The organism is Burkholderia sp. PAMC 26561, assembly GCF_001557535.2.
In the GTDB taxonomy this organism is placed as follows: Bacteria; Pseudomonadota; Gammaproteobacteria; order Burkholderiales; family Burkholderiaceae; genus Caballeronia.
Map to the genome: position 1 here is coordinate 573314 of NZ_CP014308.1, position 21956 is coordinate 595269.

Annotated in this window: 25 protein-coding genes; 17 read left to right on the forward strand and 8 right to left on the reverse strand. The window is 55.7% G+C overall.

The genetic code is table 11. The annotated features are described in order from the left end of the window. Positions 1 to 598 precede the first annotated feature (598 nt). Positions 599 to 1033 carry a response regulator gene (locus AXG89_RS25535; protein ID WP_062173696.1) on the reverse strand — a complete coding sequence of 145 codons (435 nt, stop codon included), beginning with the start codon at positions 1031 to 1033 and terminating at the stop codon, positions 599 to 601. A gap of 217 nt (positions 1034 to 1250) precedes the next feature. Between AXG89_RS25535 and AXG89_RS25540 the strand changes: the two genes are divergently transcribed. The 3 genes from AXG89_RS25540 (at position 1251) to AXG89_RS25550 (ending at position 5220) form a co-directional block, all read left to right on the forward strand. Then, complete coding sequence (locus tag AXG89_RS25540; protein ID WP_062173698.1) at positions 1251 to 2054, forward strand: alpha/beta fold hydrolase; 804 nt, start codon at positions 1251 to 1253, stop codon at positions 2052 to 2054. 12 nt (positions 2055 to 2066) lie between these two features. After that, complete coding sequence (locus tag AXG89_RS25545) at positions 2067 to 3611, forward strand: hybrid sensor histidine kinase/response regulator (protein ID WP_062173700.1); 1545 nt, start codon at positions 2067 to 2069, stop codon at positions 3609 to 3611. A 475-nt stretch (positions 3612 to 4086) separates the two neighbouring features. Further along, positions 4087 to 5220 carry a sensor histidine kinase gene (locus AXG89_RS25550; RefSeq protein WP_205583089.1) on the forward strand — a complete coding sequence of 378 codons (1134 nt, stop codon included), beginning with the start codon at positions 4087 to 4089 and terminating at the stop codon, positions 5218 to 5220. Here AXG89_RS25550 and AXG89_RS25555 read toward each other — a convergent pair. Both AXG89_RS25555 and AXG89_RS25565 read right to left on the reverse strand, forming a co-directional pair. After that, complete coding sequence (locus AXG89_RS25555) at positions 5215 to 5463, reverse strand: hypothetical protein (protein ID WP_062173703.1); 249 nt, start codon at positions 5461 to 5463, stop codon at positions 5215 to 5217. The two genes, AXG89_RS25550 and AXG89_RS25555, sit on opposite strands and share 6 nt — an antisense overlap. 297 nt (positions 5464 to 5760) lie before the next feature. Further along, complete coding sequence (locus AXG89_RS25565; RefSeq protein ID WP_062173707.1) at positions 5761 to 6192, reverse strand: response regulator; 432 nt, start codon at positions 6190 to 6192, stop codon at positions 5761 to 5763. 115 nt (positions 6193 to 6307) lie between these two features. Here AXG89_RS25565 and AXG89_RS25570 point away from each other — a divergent pair, with 115 nt between their 5' ends. The 6 genes from AXG89_RS25570 to AXG89_RS25595 all read left to right on the forward strand — a co-directional run bounded on the left by AXG89_RS25570 (position 6308) and on the right by AXG89_RS25595 (position 9979). Next, a complete protein-coding gene (locus AXG89_RS25570) occupies positions 6308 to 6595 on the forward strand; it encodes a hypothetical protein (protein WP_062173709.1) in 288 nt (95 codons plus the stop codon). Positions 6596 to 6663: 68 nt separating this feature from the next. Beyond that, a complete protein-coding gene (locus AXG89_RS25575) occupies positions 6664 to 7029 on the forward strand; it encodes a hypothetical protein (protein ID WP_062173711.1) in 366 nt (121 codons plus the stop codon). A gap of 12 nt (positions 7030 to 7041) precedes the next feature. After that, the gene (locus tag AXG89_RS25580) at positions 7042 to 8001 is read left to right on the forward strand and encodes a tyrosine-type recombinase/integrase (protein WP_062173713.1); all 960 of its coding nucleotides are present in this window, start codon (positions 7042 to 7044) and stop codon (positions 7999 to 8001) included. 109 nt (positions 8002 to 8110) lie between these two features. Beyond that, entirely contained in the window at positions 8111 to 8908 is a 798-nt protein-coding gene (locus AXG89_RS25585; RefSeq protein WP_069638444.1) for a M15 family metallopeptidase, read from the forward strand. Continuing rightward, entirely contained in the window at positions 8859 to 9257 is a 399-nt protein-coding gene (locus AXG89_RS25590; RefSeq protein WP_335671971.1) for a TIGR02594 family protein, read from the forward strand. Before AXG89_RS25585 ends, AXG89_RS25590 begins: the two co-directional genes overlap by 50 nt. A gap of 215 nt (positions 9258 to 9472) precedes the next feature. After that, on the forward strand, positions 9473 to 9979 hold the full coding sequence (locus AXG89_RS25595; protein ID WP_062173715.1) for a GNAT family N-acetyltransferase: 507 nt from the start codon (positions 9473 to 9475) through the stop codon (positions 9977 to 9979). Between the two features lie 1128 nt (positions 9980 to 11107). Here AXG89_RS25595 and AXG89_RS25600 read toward each other — a convergent pair. Then, entirely contained in the window at positions 11108 to 11494 is a 387-nt protein-coding gene (locus tag AXG89_RS25600; protein ID WP_162916129.1) for a hypothetical protein, read from the reverse strand. Between the two features lie 153 nt (positions 11495 to 11647). Between AXG89_RS25600 and tnpA the strand changes: the two genes are divergently transcribed. The 6 genes from tnpA (at position 11648) to AXG89_RS43295 (ending at position 17200) form a co-directional block, all read left to right on the forward strand. Next, entirely contained in the window at positions 11648 to 12055 is a 408-nt protein-coding gene (gene tnpA, locus AXG89_RS44200; protein WP_119024704.1) for an IS66-like element accessory protein TnpA, read from the forward strand. Further along, a complete protein-coding gene (gene tnpB, locus AXG89_RS25610; protein WP_062173719.1) occupies positions 12052 to 12396 on the forward strand; it encodes an IS66 family insertion sequence element accessory protein TnpB in 345 nt (114 codons plus the stop codon). The genes tnpA and tnpB overlap by 4 nt, the downstream gene beginning before the upstream one ends. 39 nt (positions 12397 to 12435) lie before the next feature. Next, positions 12436 to 13980 (forward strand): IS66 family transposase, encoded by a 1545-nt coding sequence (gene tnpC / locus AXG89_RS25615; RefSeq protein ID WP_062173720.1) that lies wholly within the window; start codon positions 12436 to 12438, stop codon positions 13978 to 13980. A gap of 655 nt (positions 13981 to 14635) precedes the next feature. Beyond that, positions 14636 to 15049, forward strand: coding sequence for a GNAT family N-acetyltransferase (locus tag AXG89_RS25620; RefSeq protein WP_236873504.1), 414 nt, complete (start codon positions 14636 to 14638; stop codon positions 15047 to 15049). Positions 15050 to 15179: 130 nt separating this feature from the next. Continuing rightward, positions 15180 to 16196 (forward strand): serine hydrolase domain-containing protein, encoded by a 1017-nt coding sequence (locus AXG89_RS25625; RefSeq protein ID WP_062173722.1) that lies wholly within the window; start codon positions 15180 to 15182, stop codon positions 16194 to 16196. Positions 16197 to 16492: 296 nt separating this feature from the next. After that, positions 16493 to 17200 carry a serine hydrolase domain-containing protein gene (locus AXG89_RS43295; protein ID WP_062173724.1) on the forward strand — a complete coding sequence of 236 codons (708 nt, stop codon included), beginning with the start codon at positions 16493 to 16495 and terminating at the stop codon, positions 17198 to 17200. A gap of 289 nt (positions 17201 to 17489) precedes the next feature. Here the strand turns inward: AXG89_RS43295 and AXG89_RS43300 are convergent, their stop codons facing one another. Continuing rightward, positions 17490 to 17771 (reverse strand): hypothetical protein, encoded by a 282-nt coding sequence (locus AXG89_RS43300; RefSeq protein WP_062173725.1) that lies wholly within the window; start codon positions 17769 to 17771, stop codon positions 17490 to 17492. Between AXG89_RS43300 and AXG89_RS44820 the strand changes: the two genes are divergently transcribed. Beyond that, entirely contained in the window at positions 17679 to 17948 is a 270-nt protein-coding gene (locus AXG89_RS44820; protein WP_442861761.1) for a DUF3471 domain-containing protein, read from the forward strand. The two genes, AXG89_RS43300 and AXG89_RS44820, sit on opposite strands and share 93 nt — an antisense overlap. Positions 17949 to 18346: 398 nt before the next feature. Here AXG89_RS44820 and AXG89_RS43305 read toward each other — a convergent pair whose 3' ends face one another. The 3 genes from AXG89_RS43305 to AXG89_RS25645 are packed head-to-tail and all read right to left on the reverse strand — an operon-like array spanning position 18347 to position 20611. After that, a complete protein-coding gene (locus tag AXG89_RS43305; protein ID WP_236873505.1) occupies positions 18347 to 19561 on the reverse strand; it encodes a tyrosine-type recombinase/integrase in 1215 nt (404 codons plus the stop codon). Positions 19562 to 19581: 20 nt separating this feature from the next. Beyond that, the gene (locus AXG89_RS43310) at positions 19582 to 20241 is read right to left on the reverse strand and encodes a phage integrase family protein (RefSeq protein WP_236873506.1); all 660 of its coding nucleotides are present in this window, start codon (positions 20239 to 20241) and stop codon (positions 19582 to 19584) included. Beyond that, positions 20234 to 20611 carry a hypothetical protein gene (locus AXG89_RS25645; protein ID WP_062173727.1) on the reverse strand — a complete coding sequence of 126 codons (378 nt, stop codon included), beginning with the start codon at positions 20609 to 20611 and terminating at the stop codon, positions 20234 to 20236. The genes AXG89_RS43310 and AXG89_RS25645 overlap by 8 nt, the downstream gene beginning before the upstream one ends. 747 nt (positions 20612 to 21358) lie before the next feature. Here AXG89_RS25645 and AXG89_RS25650 point away from each other — a divergent pair. Next, on the forward strand, positions 21359 to 21862 hold the full coding sequence (locus AXG89_RS25650) for a hypothetical protein (protein WP_162916130.1): 504 nt from the start codon (positions 21359 to 21361) through the stop codon (positions 21860 to 21862). Positions 21863 to 21956: the final 94 nt, after the last annotated feature.

Genomic DNA, 21956 nt, shown 5'->3' on the forward strand with positions numbered 1-21956 from the left:
CGGAAGTTGCATTGGCACCGCGATCAGGTGCAGTCAGCGCATGACCCAAGCGATGCAAGGCCAACAGAAAACGCTAGACGAGGAGTTGCATGTTTTGTAGAGAATGAACGGCGCGCAGAATTGTTGTGCTTCCTGGTCGTGACCGCGGCAGCGTCGCATAGCTTGACTAGTGAATGGCGGGTCGACCACGTGGTCGAGAGTTGCCGGCTCTGGCTCAGACGAAACGCTGTAAAGATGCCGTGGCTTGAGCGAGTCAACCTGGGGCAACTCGCACTACGACTCGCGAGACGCGACCTGTTCAAAGCCAAGGTCGTGATCCGGCAGGCACACGTTCAAGCATTGTTCACGGGAGATATGGCGTTGAATCTATCAAGCACCATGGTTCAGCGCGTCTTGGCCATTTGCGCGGACGCGATCGCGCAGCGCCCGTAGCAGCGTGCATATTGCTCACTGAACGGCGTAAGCAATTCCACTAAGTTGCATGCCGACGGCATGGCACATCGCTACGGTGAGCCCATGAAGGGTTTTCTCAGGTCGATATGCGTTGCAGCACGCGTCGCGACGTACTTAAACTCGACTAAAAACGTCCCTAGCAGCGTCAGGTGGGATCTACCGTCAGCTGTTTTAGCAATGCAACGAGTTCGCTGGGCGGCTGACCTTTTTGGCAATAGGCATCAAACTCGTGGTCCATGAGATGACGTCGCACTTCGGTCTCGTCCAACGCAGTAAAGGCAACGATCGCGATATGACTCGTTTTTGTATCTCGGCGAATCACTAAAGCCGCTTCGAAACCCGTGCATCCCGGCGTCGAAATATCCATCAAGATGAGATGCGGCGTCCACGTTATGGCTACATCAACCGCCTGCCGTCCTCCGTAGGCGGTCCGGATATCGAGGACCTCCAGATGCAAATACATCGCCAATGCATCCGCCGCGTTTTGATTGTCGTCTACCACTAGCACACGAAGGCGCGAGCCTGCAGCGCTTACTCGGCGCTCGGTCCATATGTGGTTTCGTGCGGTTTCCCAGTTCATACAACATCTCCAGCAGACGTTACGTTTCATACGTAGTTTCAGCAATTTGGAGACCCAGGAACCCCAGTGAGGATATCTACTCGAGGCCAGCAGCAAGATACGGAGACGATTGACGAGCAATTCGGCAGCTGCTTTCAGCAATTCCATCAAATTACGGCCCGGTAAAAATCACGGCCTGTTAATGTGAAACAATAGAGCACAGTCCTGAGGTCCATCGATGAGCATCCAATCTCGCAACAACGTACACGTCAAGGGCGACGGGCCCTCTACGATTGTTTTCGCGCATGGATTTGGCTGCGACCAAAATATGTGGCGCCTTTTTGCACCGAGCTTCGCTGCCCGATATCAGGTCATTTTGTTTGACCTCGTGGGCGGCGGCGATTCCGACCTCGCAGCCTACAACCGTGCCAAGTACGGGTCTCTTCACGGTTACGCATCAGACGTGCTGGAGATCGTCGAGGAATTCGCAACTGGCCCGGTGATTTACGTTGGACACTCGGTCAGCGCAATGATCGGCATGCTCGCTGCGATCGAGATGCCGGACAAGTTCGCAGCTAACGTCATGATCGGGCCTTCGCCCTCGTTTATCAACGACGGCGAATATGTCGGCGGCTTCGCACGCGCTGACATCGACGAACTGCTGCAAACACTGGAAAGCAACTACTTGGGCTGGTCGAGCACGATGGCACCTGCCATCATGGGGGCCTCGAACGGCCCCGAGATGGGCGAAGAACTGACCAACAGCTTTTGTCGCACAAACCCTGAAATCGCCAAGCATTTTGCACGCGTGACGTTCCTTGCCGATCACCGTGCGGAGTTGTCGAAAGTGACTACGCCTACGCTGATAATACAATCAGACGACGATCTGCTTGCGCCTGTGGGCGTCGGGCAATATATGCACGAGCGGATCGTCGGCAGCAGCCTGAGCGTGGTTCAGAACGTCGGCCACTGCCCACACCTAAGTGCTCCGGGTCCAAGCAAAGATGCAACCGAAGCCTTTCTGGCAGGCCTCGGCTTGTGAACAGGCGACCTGATGCAGACGCTTAATTCGTTCGAGCAAGCATACGAACACGCACCCTGCGGTCTCGTCACCACCCGGATCGACGGCACCATTGTCCGTGCCAATGCGACGTTTTGCAGTTGGTGCGGATTTGCAGCGACGGAGCTCGTAGGTCGACGCCGCATTCAGGATTTGCTGACCATCGGCGGTAAAGTCTTCCATCAAACGCATTGGGCACCGTTGCTGCTAATGCAGCGCTCAGTGGCGGAAGTAAAGCTTGACATTCGCCACAGCGCCGGCCACAAGGTGCCCATGCTAATTAACGTCTTGCGCCGAGGCGATGGCGATGCGCAGTACGACGACTTCGCTTTTGTGATCGTCACCGACCGGGATAAATACGAGCAGGAACTTTTATCCACGCGTTTGAGGGCGGAAGAGGCACTTGAGGCTAAAAAGCAGGCTGAAAAGGCGCTGCAACTGATCAATCGCCGCAAAGATGAATTTCTCGCGACGCTCGCCCACGAGTTACGCAATCCGTTGGCGCCGATCCAAGCAGTCGTAGAGCTGCTCCGGAACAAGGATTTAGTCGATCCTCAAGTGCTTTGGTCGCGTGGCGTGCTTGAACGACAAGTCGGTCAGATCGCACGGCTCGTCGATGACCTGATGGAAGTATCGAGGGTGGTTGAAGGCAAGCTCGAACTGCGGCGACAGAGTATGGATCTGGGCGACGTCATACGGCAGTCGATCGAGGGTTCGCGCGTCCTCATCGATGCGTCGGCACATACCCTGAAGTTGACGCTGCCAGCCGAGCCCATCATGCTTGACGCAGATCCTGTGCGGCTAATCCAGGTGTTTCAGAACCTGGTGAACAATGCAGCGAAGTACACGCCGACTGGTGGCGCTATCGAAGTCAGCGTCGCCCGAGACGGTGACGTAGCGATTGTGACGGTACGCGATAACGGAATCGGCATGTCGCCTGAGCATCTGCCGACGATCTTCGGAATATTTGCGCAGCTGGAACCCGGGCTTTCGCGCTCTCAAGGTGGTTTGGGTATCGGATTGTCATTGGTCGAGTCCCTCATCGAGCGGCATGGCGGTACGGTCACCGCTTCGAGCAAAGGAATTGGGCAAGGAAGCGAATTCGTCGTTCGCCTGCCGAGATCAGTTTCTCGGCATGATGCGTCGCAGCCTGGCGCAACCTCCGATCCCCCCGGTCGTAAAAACAGGCGGGTGCTGATCATTGACGATAGCGAAGATGCAGCGCTGAGTCTTGCGATGCTGCTCGATACCGACGGCCACGAGGTCCGAACAGCACACAATGGGGCAACTGGATTAAAGCTGCTGCTTGAGTCGCCCGCAGACGCCATCCTGTTGGACATTGGCTTGCCAGATCTCAACGGGTACGAACTGGCGGAGCAGATCCGCCAACGTCCCGAAGGGCGTGAGGTCTTGTTGATCGCGCTGACGGGCTGGGGCCAGCCGCAAGACAAGATAAACGCCGAAGCTGCGGGTTTTGATCTGCATCTCACGAAACCGGTCGATTACCTAGAGCTGTTGGCTATCCTCGATCGAGCCTGAAAGCGTGGCTGACATCAGTGGATCTAAATCCGAGTCTAGCTGATCGTGATGTCCGTCGGGATCGTGCCGTCCGCTTTGGGCGCGAATTTGTTCACCATCTTAAAACAGTGAACGAAAGCATATCCTCGATTGCGTCCCTTGACGCGGCGCAGGGTTCAATGACGGTTGTGGGGTCGACTTCCGCCAGTCGCGACGCATTACGAGATCAGGCGTTATGTCAACGCCGACGTTGGGATCATATGTGATCGGCAAGCCCCGATCGCCAGCGATTGCGCTGTTCCGATCGTAAGTGGGACCCTTGTTAAAATTAGGCTAGACGAAAAGCCTCATACTGAGCAGATGCGCGTTCATTTCCCATCAGCTTTTTGATAACGGAACGCGCACTACGCCTGCGCCGCCCAGCGCCCGCAGCGCACCTTTTTTGCCAGAAGACCGGCCTTAGGCCGAACAGCCGCAGAAAAGTGGGGTGTTGCCGATGATGCACGATTTTTTGTTCAATAACCGCGCTGAGCTCATTACCCGGTGTCGAGCGAAAGTGGCGTTGAGACCGGCGCGTGAAGCGACGGTCGAGCAAATTAAAAATGGCGTACCGCTGTTTTTAGACCAGCTTATTAGAACGCTGCGCGTGGAGCAGACGACGGAACCGCTGGATAGCCGCACGATTTCTGGACCAGCAGGCGGCGGCGTAACCTCAGAAATGGGTACGTCTGCGGCACTGCATGGTCGAGCCCTGCTTGACCTCGGGTTTAATGTAAGCCAAGTGGTGCATGACTACGGCGACCTTTGCCAAGCCATCACCGACCTCGCCTACGAGCGCGATGCTCCCTTTGAAGTGGATGAGTTCAGGACGCTCAACCGTTGCCTGGACAACGCTATTGCCGACGCAGTCACCGAATTTGGTTACCAACGCGATAATATTGCTGCTGAAAGGCAAACCCTGGAAGCCAACGAGCAGGCGGGCTTCTTCGCCCACGAGCTCAGGAATTATCTCAACACCGCCTCGCTCGCTTTTGATGCTGCCCATGCGGGAAATTTAACGCTCTCAGGCGCGACGGGGACGCTGTTAAAACGAAGCTTGACGGGATTGCGCGACCTCATTGATCGTTCACTGAATGAGGTTCGAGAAAAGACGGGGAATCCAGTTTCTGCGGACGTGTTTTCGATAGCGGAGTTTATTGTCGAGGTGCGGCATGCGGCGGAACTCGCAGCGCGCGTGAGAGGATGCAAGTTCTCGGTGTCCCATGTCGAGCCCCAGCTTGCCGTTAAGGGTGATCGGGATCTGTTATATGCCGCGCTGGGCAACCTGCTGCAAAACGCATTCAAATTTACGTATGCCCATAGCGAAGTAATGTTGCGGGTCCATGCTGTTGCGGACCGTATTTTAATTAACGTAGAAGACCACTGTGGGGGGTTGCCGCCAGGAAGCGTTGCCTTGTTGTTTCAACCGTTCAAGCAGCACTCGACCGACAAGAGCGGCTTGGGACTGGGCCTATCGATCGCCCGACGAAATGTCGAATCCTATGGCGGCACGCTCACCGCTCTGGACAAACCGGGCGTTGGGTGCATTTTCACGATCGACCTTCCCCGGTATGCAATGCCGGTTCTATAAGCGTCGAGGAATCAGCAACAACTCGCTAATGCGCGTTGCCGCCTCGCGGTAACGCCCAAAAAACAAATCCTCACGCGCGAGAAAAACTGTCGTCTTCTCGGCCGGGTTGAGCCCGCCGACCTGATCCAGATGCTCGATCAGAATTTGAATTTCGTGGGGAGAGATCGTTGCCCCCGCCACCAGTTGGTGGGACATACAGGACGCCAGCACGAACGCATCATCGTCGGTGAGGTGTTGGTTCATTGAGGTTCCTAACTCACCATCCCCGAAAACCGGACCTGCATGCTGAGGTTACACGAAGGAGGCGTATGCAGTTCGTCTACCGAGACTTCAATATCGAATGCATTGTCGAACAGATCGGCACAAACTTCGTTGGTCGCGCGGCGATTTCGCGAGTGTCATCGAGCCGAGAACCGGAAACCTTGCACGAGACGAGTTGTTCCCCAGCGTTTGCGACTGAGTTAAAAGCGGTCGGCTATGCCCGCAATTTCGCCGAAATGTGGTGCGACAAAAATTTCATCGATGGATGTACCTAGCTTACTAAGTGGCGAAGTTCGAGATCAGCGCGAGCAGATGAGTCGGCGACTGACCTTTCTGGAAATAGCCGTCAAATTCATGGTCAGTCAGATGGCGAAGCACTTCCGCTTCATCCAACGCGGTAAAGGCAATGATCGTAATTTCACGGGTGCGAGCATCCTGCCGCAAAGCGAGCGCGGCCTGGAAGCCGTTGCAGTCGGGCATGGAGATATCCATGAGGATCACATGCGGACTCCATGCGACGCCTACCGAAATTGCCTGTGCGCCTCCGAACGCCGTCTGACAGTCGATCTTCTCAAACGCCAGGTAGGTCGCGAGCGCTTCAGCGGCGTTTTGATTGTCGTCGACAACCAGAACGCGCAAGGTGCCCTTGCCAAGCTTAATGCGGCGTTGGGTCCAAGGACCAGCGCGTGATTTGTTCGACGATAAGTGCATGGGAGACTCCTTGCGCACGTTTGCAGCACCGCACGTGCCTGCCAAGGTTTTGTTGAAGCCTTACCGCTCCATCTATATATGATAATGTCTCTTATCACATATAGCGGAGCTGCCCATGGCCACCCTGTCAGACGAGATGACGCGCATCCTCGAAGAAGCCGCCGAAGGACTTAAGGCGCTGGAGGATGAAGTCATCACTGCCGGATTCGATCCGGACGACCCGGCCAGTGTCGATGCCGCCATCCGGCACATCGACGACACTATCGATGCCAAGGTCGCGCGCTTTCGCGGCAACCGGCTCGTCGAGGAAGCGGCGGATGCGATCAAGGCCGAATGTCGCGCCAACATTCTTCTGCAGGCCACTGTTCGTGACACTGATCGCGGCACGCGCACGCTGCATTGAGCGTGGCTTCCGGATCGTTGGCATGCGTAACGCAGACCAAATAAGTGGATTTTTAGAAGGACCAGCTGATGAAACCTGATGCAGTTCAGTTCGTCATGCGTTCGTCCGTTGAAGACGATCCTTTTGGCGGACCCGAGAGTCAATATAGCCGCGAGCTCCAGCAATTCTTGGGCATTTTGTGCGCGCAGGGCGGCCAACTTGTACGTCCCCGCTTGTCGATGGACAACGCGCACGTGCAGGCCGTGGTGGAATTTAATGTGCCCGTGAGCCCGGGCGCGCTCGAGATCCTCGGGGCTGCGCTGGCCGCGTGGATCCGCGGGCGAGCCGGCCGGCAAATTGAACTCATTGGTGCGCACGTCCAAATCAAAGCCAATTCAGCCGCCGATATGCAAAGGCTCATCGAGCAATTCGCCGCGTTCCAAAAAACCTTGTAACCAGGGATCAGCATGACTGAGGCGCTCCTTGTCCGCTCGTCCGCGCCGCTGCCGGCGCTGATGACCCGCGCCGGCGAACGCGCCGGTGTGCGCTTTCTAGAATTCTTCGCCTCCAACATTCGCAACCCAAATACACGGCGAGCCTATGCGCATGCGGTGGGCGAGTTTTTCGCCTGGTGCGCGCAGACCGGCGTGAGCTCGATCACTGACGTGCAGCCGCTGCACGTGGCGGCCTGGATTGAACTGCAGACGCAGATGCTGTCGGCGCCGACCGTCAAGCAGCACCTGGCGGCAATCCGCCACCTGTTTGACTGGCTCGTCACTGGCCAGGTCGTGCCGCATAACCCTGCGGCGTCCGTGCGTGGGCCGACTCATACAGCTCGCAAGGGCAAGACCCCTGTGCTCGATGCGAGCGAAGCCCGGCAGCTGCTTGATAGCATCGATGTCAGCACACCCATTGGCCTCAGGGATCGGGCGTTGATTGGGCTGATGGTGTTTTCGTTCGCACGGGTGGGTGCAGCGCTCGCGATGCGCGTGGACGACGTGTACACGCAGAACAAACGGTTATGGGTGCGCTTGCGCGAGAAAGGCGGCAAGCAGCACGAGATGCCTTGTCACCACACGCTTGAAGCGTATCTGGATGCGTACATCGACGGCACCGGGATTGGCGCCGAGGGTAAGGGGCCGCTGTTTCGCACGATCCAGCGCGGGACTGGGCGCCTGAGCACCACTGCCCTGCCCCAGGCGAATGCGTATGCGATGGTGACGCGCAGAGCGCTTACGGTCGGCATCAACACGAAGATTGGCAACCACACGTTTCGCGCGACGGGCATCACCGCCTATCTGAAAAACGGCGGCACGCTGGAGAACGCAGCGGCGATGGCAAACCACGCGTCGACCCGTACCACCCAGCTCTATGACCGGCGTCACGACAACATTACCCTCGACGAAATCGAGCGGATTCGCGTGTAGTTATGCCGTAGTGCATCAATAAGGCCGTCTTAAAGCGGCCAGAATCGGTCATTCGACAATCGCGCCTAAATTGCTGACAATATGTGCACATGGACACTGGAACACACGGATGCTTACTTTGGCTGATACACGCATCCGGAATATTGAGGTCGCCGAGAATGGCGAGTCATTCGTTGATCTCGCAGTGTTTTCCGACAAAATTTCGGTCGATCTCAACCGCACCTTAATTTCAAGTCGAAGTGAATTCTTTCTTTACGCTCGAAAGACAGTCGCCAAGCGGTTGCTTGTTGCTAATCAGGCGCTCCCAAATGGACTTCAGTTACTAATTACCGAAGCTTATCGTCCACTCTCACAGCAACGAGCATCTTTCCAACGTTATGTTGCCAAGGTGCGCGGCTCCTATCCTGGGATTAGTGACGATGAGGTATTGGACATTGCGAGCCGCTATGTTGCGCCACCTGATGTCGCTGGCCACCCTACCGGTGCGGCCGTTGATCTTACGCTGCAACAAATCGGTGGGGGTCACGTAGAGATGGGCAGCGTCTTGAATGCCATGGATACGGAATCGTCCGGCGCTTGCTACACCGCGTGCACTTTTATCCCGCAAACAGCGAAAGCGAACCGTAGGATTTTGGCGAAGGCGATGGAGATAGCGGGCTTCGTGAACTATCCATCGGAGTGGTGGCATTGGTCATACGGCGATCGTTACTGGGCCGTAGTAACGCAGCAGGCCCAAGCTCTTTATGGTCCTGTCGAAGAAGACGCGGTAGCCTCAGACCTTTACCGCTATCAGGAACAGCAGAATGAGTACCGCTCGACCAGTGACACCGACCTGGATGCCGATCGCCATTGGAGAGATGGGGACGAAGCGGTTTCCGGTAGGAAAATGCAATCCACGTATCGTTGAATACAACAGTTACACGAACCTCCTTGGGTACGATGACAAGATCTCTTGGTGCTCATCGTTCATCAATTGGTGTCTATTTCAGGCGGGGTTTGTCGGTACCGGGTCGGCTGTAGCGCGCTCGTGGTTGAACTGGGGCATCTCTATTACCAGCCCTGCGTACGGTTGCCTCGTTGTTCTCACCCGAGATGACCCGCTCAGTTGGAAAGGGCATGTAGGTTTCTATCTCCGGCACGACGAGAACCACATATATCTGCTTGGCGGAAATCAGCGCGGTGAAGTGAGGGAGCTCGCGTATTCCAAAGGTCGTATCCTTGCTTACCGGTGGCCCAACGCCGCGAACTCTTCGTAGCGAGGTTGGCCTGGAGGTGTACCGTGGGGCTGTTAGTGGCCATGTGCCAGCGACTGACGATAGGCACAGCCCGGCTAACAGCAGCCTGTCGTCCTCCTCGCTTGTATCGTCGACAACTTGACTTATGCGGGATGGCGACACGCCTGACCGTCTAAACTTGCGCGGCGTGGTTGATATCGAGTACGGTGAGCGCTCTTTGGTTCATCTCATATCGTATGGTCACTGTCCGCCTATTAGATTCCGACGATGCAGAGCAATTCAAAGCATTGCGTCTTCTTGCCGTCGATAACGCCCCCACCGCCATATGGCCTACCCGCGAGGAGGAACTAGCACGTTCGATTGAGGAGGTTGCCGCTCGCATTCGTTCGACGCCGACACAGGCGGTGTTCGGAGCGTTTGAGAGCAAGGTGCTGATCGGTATCACGGGCGTGCGTCGTGAACCGCTGCGTCAGGTGAATCACAAAGCGACAATCTGGGGCGTGTTTGTCAACCCGTCATACCGTGGACGAAAAATCGCACAAACGCTTTTGTCGGCAGCGACAGCGCACGCGGCCGAACAGTGGGACGCTGTCCAACTGATGCTTTCTGTCAATGCGGAGAATCTGCCCGCAAAGAGGCTTTATACGTCGCACGGCTTTCAGTCGTTTGGCTTAGAGCCTCGCGCCATGAAGGTCGGAGATCGTTTCTATGACGAGGAGCATATGTGCAAACAAGTGGTCTAGCTTGCCGCGTCGCGCTAGACTGGGTTCGGCCACGAGCGGTCGCTCGACTGTACGATGAGGATCGTCGACAATCTGACTGCAACTAAACGCTTGCTGAAAATACCAGCCCTTGATAACTCATACGAGAGATGGAATAGAAGTTGGTTACTGTGGAACGCACAACAGGAACGATGATGTCGAAGGTTTGCCTGTTTCTGCTGGGGTTTTTGCTTATTGCTGAGTTACGACGGCATCAAATCTTGTCCGGCACTGGCACAACAATCGCCGCAGCCCTCTATGGCGTGTTGGGCTTGCTGGGTCTTTTATCGAGGGAAGTATGTGTCTTCTCTGGCACTCCTCGATCAATGAAAACCGAAAGATGGATTGTTGATGCACGAGTTCGGCCACCCTTATCAGCATCGAGGCAGTCCGTTGGGTCCGCTCCCGATGGTCAGGCGGAAAGGCATTCTTAGAACTTGGTCCTGACGATTTATCCGGAGTTATTGAGGTTCAGACAATGCAATTGGGTGCGCGCGAGTTTTCGTCGCACCTGGATGTCGAGAGGCGTATGAACGAAGTCCGTGCCTCTATCGCAATGCTTCTAGATATTGAAGATGTCGGCTGGGAGAAGCTCTTCGATACCGCCACAAGGCGATAACCCTTCACATCACCCCAGCGAAAACGAGGAGAAGGGCCATTGCCTTCCAGTTGCGGACGCTTGGCATGACGTGCAGCATCGTCAACTATCGGTTACTTGTGAGACCAGAAATTGTCAGGGGCTAACCTAGCTGCGCGATGTACTTCAGCATCGTTGTTACTAGTTAGAAGAATCCGTAAGACTTGAGCTTCCTGGCGAAACAAAAGTTCCCATCGGGCAGATATTACAACCTGTTGGGGACGAAGGGTACGAATACAATTGCTTGACGGCAAGCACGTGCTTCCGTCAAGCGAAAGTTTCCTCGTCATCACCGAGACCAGATCGATTTCCTCCGAATTCGGGGTTCGCGGAGGCGTGCCGTAACGACGGGTTATGCTTTGAGGTACTGTACGGATTGTCAAGTCCAAACGGGGCCGCATATCGCGAGCTACTATTTGAATGCTAAAAAGCGGAGACGTTTTCGACATGAAACGGTCGCGTGACGCAAAGACCTAATCTTCTATTGGCTCACCGGCAACGAGCGCGACACCGTTTGCAACTTGCTTTCCAACCGCCTCTGCAACCTCTCGGATACTCCGAAAACCCGTTGGTGCCCAGTACAGCCATGTATTCTCGCCGACATTGAAAGTTGCGTCACCAACATTGACGGTTCCCGAAACGTAATCGGCACCATCGAAAAAATTGAACGCCATCCGCGCACCATCTGAACGTGAACGTACGCTCGTAATATGGATCGTAACAGGCACGCCATTCGGATCAATACGAAGACCGAGGTGTTCAGCCCGCATTGCAAACGCCGACATCATTGCAGCGCGGATCCACGGGCTAACTAAAACACCGTCGGCTTCAATCTTCGGATGCTGAATACTATTTGCCACCTGTATCCGCGTCTGGACACTGACCGAGCGTTGAGAGTCAACGTTTGGGACCGTCGCCAAACAGCCAGAAAGTAAGCCTACAACGTAAGCGTCGCGCGAGGGCCGCACTTGATCTTGCTACCATGAGACGCCAAAGTGGTTCCCACTACTTGAATGGTGGGAACTACTTTGACATTAGAAAAATCGCACTCGGGCAGTCGTAAGGGCTGCCCGAATCATAGTCCGGAGTTTCGGCGCCGAATGGTCGATGCGGCCTGTGAGCCCGGTGTGTCGGTTTCAAGTCTTGCTCGTGAGAACGGGTTGAACGCTAATCTGCTGTTCAGATGGCGACGAGAACATAGAGTTAAACAGCAGGGCAAGGTTAGCGGGCTTATTCCCGTGAGCGTGGTGACAGACGTAGCGAGCGTGGTTGCGCCGGAGGCGTTGATCGAACCGGATAAGGCGAAGGCGACATCACCGGGCGGCACGATCGAAGTACGAATTGGCCGTGCAATGGTCAAAGTGGATGGCGCGGTTGATGTCGAGACGCTTCGAGCTGTGCTGGCGAGTCTGAGATCGTGATCGGCCTGCCGGCGGGTACGCGAGTGTGGATTGCAGCAGGTATCACCGACATGCGCTCTGGATTCCCGGGGTTAGCTGCCAAGGTGCAGACAGCGCTCGGTGAGAATCCGCTGAGCGGCGACGTGTTCATCTTTCGTGGGCGCCGTGGCGATTTGATCAAGATTCTATGGGCGACTGATGACGGGGTCTGGCTGCTCGCGAAGCGCCTCACAAATGGCCGTTTCATCTGGCCACAGGCTGATGGCGGCAAGATCCATTTGACGAGCGCCCAGCTATCCATGGTCCTCGAAGGGATCGATTGGCGCCAGCCTCGTCGCACAGCGGCATTATTGATGGCGTAGCGGTTGTAAACCGCACGGGATACTCGTAAACTGCGGCGTATGCCGAGCGACGCCGATCTCCCCGATGATGTTGTCACCCTGCAAGCCTTGCTAAGCGAGGCCCTCGCATCAATTGCCGATCGGGATCGCGAGATTGAACGCCTGAAGGTTCAGATCGACAAGCTCAAACGGATGCACTTCGGCCGTAAATCCGAGCAGTTGGATCGGCAGTTGGATCAACTCGAGACACAGCTAGAGGATCTGGCAACTGGGCAAGGCGCCGCCGACGTTCGCCGGGCGCGCGCGCGATCTCCAAGTTCGGGCATCTCCGTGCAGGCGCCCAAGGAAGCTCTGCCACCCCATCTGCCACGCGAAGATCGCGTGCTCGAACCCGATCCGACATGCCCCAAGTGCGGCAGCGCCATGCGCGCGCTTGGCGAAGACGTGTCCGAGCAGTTGGCGCGCGTCACCGCTATGTTTAAGGTAATCCGCACGATTCGACGCAAGATGGCCTGCCCCAGTTGCGGTCACATCGAACAGCCGCCGATGCCGGGGCTGCCGATCGAGCGCAGCATGGCGCATCCGAGCTTGCTCGCTGACATCCTGGTCTCGAAGTACGCCGACCACATTCCCTTGTATCGCCAAACGGGGATCGCTGCGCGCGAAGGCGTACGCCTTGATCGCGCCACCACAGCGCGCTGGGTTGGACAGTGCGAAGAACTCTGCAGGCCGCTGACCGAAGCGCTGCGCGCCTATGTTATGGCGGCCACCAAGATCCACGCGGATGACACACCGATCCCGGTGCTCGCGCCGGGCAACAAGAAAACCCGCACGGGTCGGCTCTGGGTCTACGTTCGCGATGACCGCCGTTCGGCTTCCATAGAACCGGCCGCCGTCTGGTTCGCTTACTCACCGGACCGCAAAGGCATCCACCCACAAACTCATCTTGCTAAATTTGAGGGCATCCTTCAGGCGGACGCGTATGCGGGCTATGCTGATCTGTACCTCGATGGGAAAATCCATCCGGCCGCTTGTTGGGATCATGCTCGGCGGTATGTCTTTGACGTCCATGAGAAAACGCCGTCGGAAACCACCACGCAATTGCTTGACAGGATCGGCGAGCTATACGGTATTGAGGCTCAGATCCGCGGCAAGCCTGCAGATGAACGATTGCGCGTGCGCCAGGAAAAGAGCAAGCCGCTGCTCGTGACTCTCGAAAAGTTGATGCGAGAAAAACTTGCCACGCTTTGGGCGAAAGCACCGCTGGTCGAAGCGATGAACTACTCTTTGAACCGCTGGGATGCGCTCACGTTGTTCTGCGACGATGGACAGGCAGAAATCAGCAATGTACTTGCGGAAAATGCATTGCGTTGTGTGGCGCTCGGCAGGCGCAACTACATGTTCGCCGGCTCCGACAGTGGAGGAGAACGGGCCGCGGCGATGTATTCATTGCTCGGCTCGTGCAAGCTCAATGGCATCAATCCACGTGCTTATCTTGACTACGTGCTGACCCGCATCGCAGACCACAAAATCAACGTCATCGACGAACTACTGCCTTGGAACATCGCCAGACTTCTGCCCTCGTTCCCACCGGCATCAAACTGATCCGCTCGTCTACGAAAATCTGAAGGGCCCTCACGAGACGCTTACCCTACAACCAGCAGGGCAGCTACGATGAGTCGTGTCTTCATGGTTATCGTCAAGGAGAATTGCCTAGTTTTGCATAACGACAGGTTACTCAAAAACTTTACGTTTTTTTGCGCTGTTAACCGGTTCAATCACAAGTTCGGCGGTATTTTTTGTAAAAAGTAGTGCAATTCGCGAATCACGATGCTGAGAGTCACTTGGATATCACTGCGCCTCTGACGGTTATCCTGCCGACCGACAAGATGGGCAGCTTTTCATGCTGCCTAAATCCACCTCTTCTTCTCGGTTTTATAAGCAAATTCAGCTGAGATTACTCGATTAGCACAATAAGGGTCCTGAACTCACCGTATCGAGATTAAGAGTGTTGTGCAGGCCGTTAGAACTAAAAGAACGCAACATGCACTTGCGTCGAATCTCGCATTTGACATCGGAGTGACCGGTTTAGAAATGAGCAAGTGTCCCTTGTGGGTCGGGTAGCGCCATTCGCCGTCAGGCAGAGACCGGCCAATTGCAGTCATTCGACATCTGTACCCGAATCGGTGACAATCCGAGGCGAATTTGCGTCAGTCTTTCGTATTTCATTCACAAAGAATGTTCAACGGAGATATGAGCGATGGACTTGAGGAGCATCCGCCGGGCAACGGCAGAAGATGTCTCGGTGCTAACACAGATCCGCAATGATGCACACACATGGAAGATAGCGCACCGAGACTACGCGTGGGGCAAGGAAGGAGACGGTGTTTCCGAGCAATGGATGCGAAGCACCGTCGCTCAAAAAGAAGTGTACATCGTTGAGCTGGACGGCACTCCGGCAGGCACGTTTTCGCTCGATCTGGACGATGATCAGCGCTGGGGGCCGCAGAAGCCGATCGCAGCTTATGTGCACGGGCTGGGTGTGCGCAAAGGCTTCCACGGGCGTGGACTCGGCGGGTTCATGCTTGACTGCTGCGCCAGCAACGTGCGGGGCTTGAACCGGCGCTATGTCCGGCTCGACTGTCCGGCTCACAACGAAAAGCTATGCGCCTAGTATGAGTCGCTTGGTTTTATCCGGGTAGGACTGTGGCAAGAACCCGGTCCCGGTGGCTATGTCTGGTCGCTGTACGAAAAGACCACCGCGAATTAACATACCGAACGGGAGCGGCATTGAGTCCTGAAAAATAGCGTCGGTTTTCGCGGCAACCGGGGCGGATACTGCATTTTTCGTTACGGGAAAGGCCGTTGCTCGGCCGTGGGGCGCAGCGTCGGGCTGGGCAGACCTAGGTCTCGCAGAGCCTTTAACCTGCGACACGCCCTTCCGAATTGCCAGCAACACCAAGACACTTGTTGCGGCCACTGTATATCGACTATGGGAGCAAAAGAGGATCGAACTCGATGCGCCCATTCATTCGTTATGTACGCCGCTCTTGAATACCCTATTGACCACTCGAGGTTACGATACAGAATCGATCACAGTCTTTCATCTTTTAAATCACAGCGCTGGGCTTTGCGACCATGCCGACGATGATTACATCAAGACCGTCCTTGCAAATCCTGAGCACCAGTGGACGCGTGAAGAGCAGGTCCGCCTTGCTGTCGCGAGGCCACCCCCGCAAGGTAAAGCGGGCGCTCAGTACCTATACTCGGATACCGGCTACATTCTTCTGGGCGACATTATTGAGCAAGTTACGGGAGAACCGCTTGCTCAAGTTGTTCGACGCGAGATGGGCTTCCACGACCGTCATATGGACTCGACATGGTGGGAAATGGTTGAGGCCCGGCCATTGAAAGCCAACCGAGCTGCGCGGCAATTTATGGATGGGATTGATGTCACCCAACTCCACGCCACGATGGACTTGTACGGCGGGGGCGGCTTGATGATGTCTGCACGTGATCTGGCAACGTTTATGCAAAACCTGTTTGAAGGTGGCATATTCGAATCGCCGCGAGCTTTGTGCGAGATGCTTCGGGCTGGTCCTCACGAGGGTTCCGAAGGTTACCGGGGAGGAGTTTCTGCTGGCGCTATAGACGGTCACGAAGTATTCTCCCACCTTGGTTTCTGGGGGACCGCCGTCTATTACGCGCCTGACCCGGGTATCTCCATATCAGGTTTTATAACAGACCGGATGTTCCGGCCTGCTTTGATTCAAGCGATTGAAAAAGTGCTTGGAGCGTTGCTCGGCACGCAAAAATTGTGACGCGAGATCGGTTTTCAGAAAGCGAATTGGTGGATTGCTGGTTAAGAAGCTAATTTTAACTCATGCTGTCTTGGAGTCGGCGCCAAGAGAGCCTGGCGCCACGTGCGGTCACCAGCGCTGAAGGCTGATGTATGGTGGCAGGTCGTTTCGCCGGTGACACGTGCCTAAGTTCGGACAGAAGCGGACCTTCGGCGGCAGAGCCTGTCACAAAAAGCCGACGGGCGCCAAAGAGCACGATAGGCAAAGCGATTTTGCAAAAAGTCGCGGAATTTCAGCCCATAACGCGTAAAGGCAATATGAAAGAAGATCTGTTCTCCAACATTGAACAATATGTCCAGCGTGTTTCGGCTGATTTTGAAGCGGTGGGCGTTGCAGTAGGAATTGTCCGCGACGATCGCTTGGTATTTTCCACTGAGTACGGTCTTCGCGACTGCGAGTCTCATCTTCCGATGACACGGAGTACGCTTGTACCAATTGCATCCAACACGAAGCTTTTTACATCCATCGCTGCTGGACTTTTGGTGGAACAGGGTCAGCTGACTTACGACGATCCTATCCGTGACTTTGTTCCACAGTTGCGGTTCAGTAGTAGGGAGCTCGACGCGGCCGTTACTCTTCGCGACATGCTTTCGCATCGCACTGGACTTGAAGCAGCCGATATGATTCGGCACAGGTCCGGGCTGTCTTCAAAAGCGCTTTTTGAGAAAGTTAGATACTTAAAAGCGATTGCCCCGATGAGAACAATCTTCAACTACAACAACATCCTATATGAAGCGGTTGGTTACGTAATTGAGCTTCTAAGCGGCATGGAATATTCCGATTTTGTTCGCAAGAAGTTGCTAGAGCCGCTCCATGCACGCCTCGACTTTTTCTTACAACGAAATGCTGGGAAGTTCAAATTTCGCCATTCCTTATGCAAAGGACCAGACGTCCGGGCGCCTGCTACGGGTTACGCACGACTTATTCGACAGCTTCGCCTGCGGGGGGCTAATCTCCAACATTGAAGAGATGTCGCATTGGCTGAGCGCAATAATGAATGGAGGTCAGTTTGAAGGAAACTCAATAATTCCTGAGGCGGTACTTGACGCCACGTTACAGCCGGCATTTGCCCATAAATTTCGATCCTTAAACCATCGAACGTCTTGGGCGCTGTCCGGAGCGACGGAAGGTCTAGGGAGGTATTTGGTTGGGTTTCATGGTCATCTGATGGTTAGCCATTCTGGTGCCAAAGAAGGCTACTGCTCCGAGGTATCGTATCTTCCACGGCACAAGGTAGGCGTTTGCGTTCTAGTACTAGGTGACCATTGTCGTGGGTTGGAGCAGGCGATCAGCTACGGCGTGTTCGAGCAGCTTCTTGATTTGCCAACATCGCCATGGGCGGATCGGCTTTCCGAAGCCATAGGTGCGGAATCGATGAGGATTGAACAAACGATCGAGTCCGCGAATGAGGGGCGAGTCAATGCCACTCATACGTCGCATCAGCTGGGCGACTATGTTGGTCGGTTTCAGCACGATGCCTACGGAGACATCGTCATTGAGCTGGATGGCGATGAGCTTCAGTTTCGCTTTCGACATTGGCGACTTCCACTCATGCATTTCCACTATGATCGCTTCGATTCGAGGTTTGACCCGATTGTGGGACGCTGGTCGGTCAACTTTCTGACAGGTCCTGATGGGCGACTTGACCGGTTAGAAACGTTTATAGATGGATCAGACATATTGTTTAGAAGAGCGGCCGAGTCTTCACACTGAGCCTCTATACAATGTGCGGCTCCGCAGTCGCGATAAAACCTCTTGAACGTTTTCGGTGGCGCAACTACGGCAAGCGCCGCGCCCGCCGTTCTTCCGCGATACTTATCAGATCCCACGTAGGCTGCGACGATTGACATCGCGGTCGAATGTCCGCGTTGCGCTCGGCGAGCCATATACGATAGCCATCAACCTTGGGGTGTGGATGGGCTATCGGAGGGCATTACGACGGCTAGAAAATCAACATCTTCCACACAGGAAGCCTGCGTTCTCGTTTTGTTTCACGAATGACCGTTGCCGAGCACTTCCACTGTCTCAAGTGGGTCGATGTGGGACATTCGAAGCGGGTGCGATATCGATGGGAATTCACGATCATGCGCCGCGAGGCCAGGTCGTCACGCTCAGTTGCCGCGCTCGCCGGACGTCGAAGCGTTGGCACGTCGCGCATAGTACCCAGCTACCTCCTCGAGCACCCGCTTCTTTTCGGCCTGCACGTAGATCGACGTCGTTTGCAGCGATGCGTGACCCAAGACCTTCTGCACGACATCAACCGGCACTTCGTCGGCCACCGACTGGGTGCCAAAGGTTTGCCGCATCGCGTGCGCGTTGACCGCCCCCAGGATCACGCGTTCGTCCAGGCTCAGATCATCCATGGTCTCGACAATGATCGTCAACATGCGCGAGATCGAGCGGTTAATGCCGTCCGCCGAATAACCCTTCTCGCCCTCGCTGCTGCGCTGATGATGTTTGACATGTGACGCAGGCGTGCGGGGGATCGCGACCGGCGACAACAACGGTGCGGATGAGTTGAGGAGATCCGTTGGCGCCATGAAATCGCGCCCCCGATCCGACCAATGCGCTTTCAGCGCCTCGAGCGTCGCAATGCTGACTGGCACCGTCCGCTCCTTGTTTCGCTTACCGATCACCGTTAGTTCCCACACCGGGCGTTCGAGTGAGCCGTTTACGGACACTCGAAGTTTGCCGCGCTGCGCATCCGCAGCTTCCTCCCGGCGCAGGCCAGAGTCGCCCATCAACAAGAGCGCTGCGCGCACGACGCGCCACTGCCTGGCGCGCTTGATATCGTCGTCCACATCGGAGCGTTTATCGAGCTCGTTGCGCAGACGCCGCCACAGGTCAGCCGGGAGCGCACGATGGATATGCATGGCCGTCTCGCGTTGCACGATCTTTGAATCGTTGACCGCCTTCCACGGATTACCCGCAAGATAGCGGACATTCACGAGCCAGGTGAACGCGGCAAGGAGTGCGCGCACCGCATACCGCTGCGACTCGGGCGACAGATTTTCGGAAGCGAATGGCCGCCAGCGCGGCGAGTTGCGACTGAACCGTTCGCCGACAAAGCGCGGATCCGGATTTTTCAGGAAATCCTCGTACGCCTCGCAGCCGTCGACCACCAGTGAACTCAACGCCTTGCCCCGCGCGACCACTGACCACAGCAGGAACCGCTCGACTTCCTTGGTGTAAGCCCGCAACGTTTTCGGCTGATCGCGATACTTGTTCAGATAGGCACGCACTACCTCAAGGTCGTGACGGGCTTGGATATAACAGAAGGCAATTGAACGGTTTTCACCGGCGGCACCGGACAATGCGTTGGGCACCGCCAAACGCTCGAGCGGCGCTAGGGTGAGCCAATCCGCCGACCTCTTTTGAGATTCTTCCGACTGCCCTTCCCCAACGCCATTGATCGGAACCGGTTCGGCCGGCCCACCTGGACAACTCCATCGGCGACCAGCGGATCGCGCGTGTCAACGTCAGCGTCCACGCGTATTCGGAGTTGCATTTCGTGCCGGCGCAGCCAGGCAATGACGACGGCCGCGCGCCCGGCGCCGATGCGCGGGACCGAACGCCACCAACTTCCGCCGCGCCGGTTGCAGAACGCGACCAGTTCACCCACCGTCGCGATTCCCTCCACCTTCAAGCGCGACGCAATGCGCGGTCGGAACCAGCGGCCGATAGCGTGGCTCGCTGCCGGCGACGCGGCTTCCGTCACCATCCGGAACGTCACCGCAGTGAGCTTCGGCTCGCCGTGCTTCCTGATCGACGAGCGCAGGTGTTCCGCGAGCGCCGGCGATCCATGCTCGATCGCCACGTCGACGGGACCATCGAGCATGGCGCGAAGGTGCCGGTCCATCGCCGAGGGAGTGGCCGCAAAACTATCCTCATCGCTGTCGTAGTAGGTCCGCGCGATGATTGAGGGCGCGACGCGCTGCACGTACGCGCGCACCGCTGCGAGATCCTTTGCGGTGTAGCCGTAGGTGAGCATGAGATTTTCAGCCACGATCGCCCTGCCCTGATTTAGGTCCGCCCGGTGGCCGCGGTCTAAATCCCGCCAGCACGTCATGAGCTTGCGCGAGAAGCTCATCGCTAAAGGCGATCACCACCTCTTCGAACGACACCCGCACGGCCCCCAACATTGTCGCGAGCTGCAGGTCAGCGGCTGACTCGCCCCATAACACGCGCTGAACCAGTTCGACGCCCCCATGGCGCGCGACCAGGCGTAACGCATAGCCGAGCGACGCATTGCTCAGGATCTGAGAGCCATAGATGTCAGCGAGCGCGGTGAGGATCGCGAGTTCAACCCGATCGGGGCGTTGCGGGATACGACTCCGCTCGCCCCTGCCGCGTGGCAGCGCTTGCCACCGCGTCATCGGCCGGGGCGCCCATCAGCCGACTTGCCGAATCGAGTGCGGGCAGGCCAGACACCTCCCCTGCCCGGAAAGCGGAAATCGCGTCGTTCATCCGCAGGACGATGCGTGCGGTCTCCGGATTGAGCGGCATGGCGTGACTGGGCGGGCCTTCGGGCGGCGGCTGGATCTTGAAAATCTGAACTTGCGAAGTGGCGTGAGCGGAAAATACCCTATTTTGGCGCCCGAAATGCAATCCCGAAATACAAGTTAGAAGGCTTGGTTATCTTAATAGATTGCTTGATATTACTATTTAATATCAAGGCAACACTTAGATATTCTACGGTTCAATTACTATATCGACAATAATTCGATTATAAAAAGATCGTAATGAACTCCCATATTTAATCCTAAACATTAAAAGTTATCGAAATTTACCGTTTCATTTAATCGCTTTTCTTTATCTCGATGTCAGCGATAAAAACAGCCTATGCACAATATTTTTTAAACTGGGCCGCTGAGATAAAACTAGAACGATAATAAAAAACTCAAATTTTACTGAAGCCGTCGGGTCTTACATCGCAAGCTTGTAGAAAGCGTTGCACGGCTTGTTTAGGAACGCATCCGACAGATGGTCGTATGGTAGGATTTTCCAGCGAAAAGTGCTAACACAATGTGGCCCATAAGAAGTGGCACTTTCCCGAGCAAGCGGTCGCAGCAGTGAAACTTCCAAATGCGTCGAACTAAAAACACGCTGAAAGCGCAGAGCGGTTGAAGCAAAATATTTATAAGAGTAGTCTTCCAACTATCGATATCCTTTTTATAAATTATCTAATGCTCGAGAAAAAGAGATCGGTTCATGCGAAGGTTTTTCCCCACCTTGAGAGAAATAACAAAAAGCTGCATTTGCCGCTCGACCACGTCTCGGCAGACAGGCTCTCGCTGCGGTTTCGACTTGCACTTGAACGAACCCTTCAAGGGCAAGCGGATTTGGCAGCGATGCAGTGTTTATTGGAAGTGACCCTGCTTACAAGCTTTTTAGGCGAAGATGGATTCTCGCTAATCAAGGAACAGATAACCGATGACGCTGAGGTAGCGCTCTATCAGATTCTAGGAAGTCCAACCCCTCACCAAAATTTTGTTCTTACCGCCAAGGCTTTGGAAGATCTCACGATTATTGTGAATGAGCACGATCGCCAGTTACGCGAGATACGGTTAGAAGTTTTATTAAAGGCCACCGCTCGACTAGAAAAACTCGTACAAAGCGGAAAATGATCAGCGCTCCGAATGCGATTAACCCGGCACTGCACTTACATTCGGCATCGAAGCCGTGTACGCATGGCGAAGCGGTTCGAAATCACGCCACCTG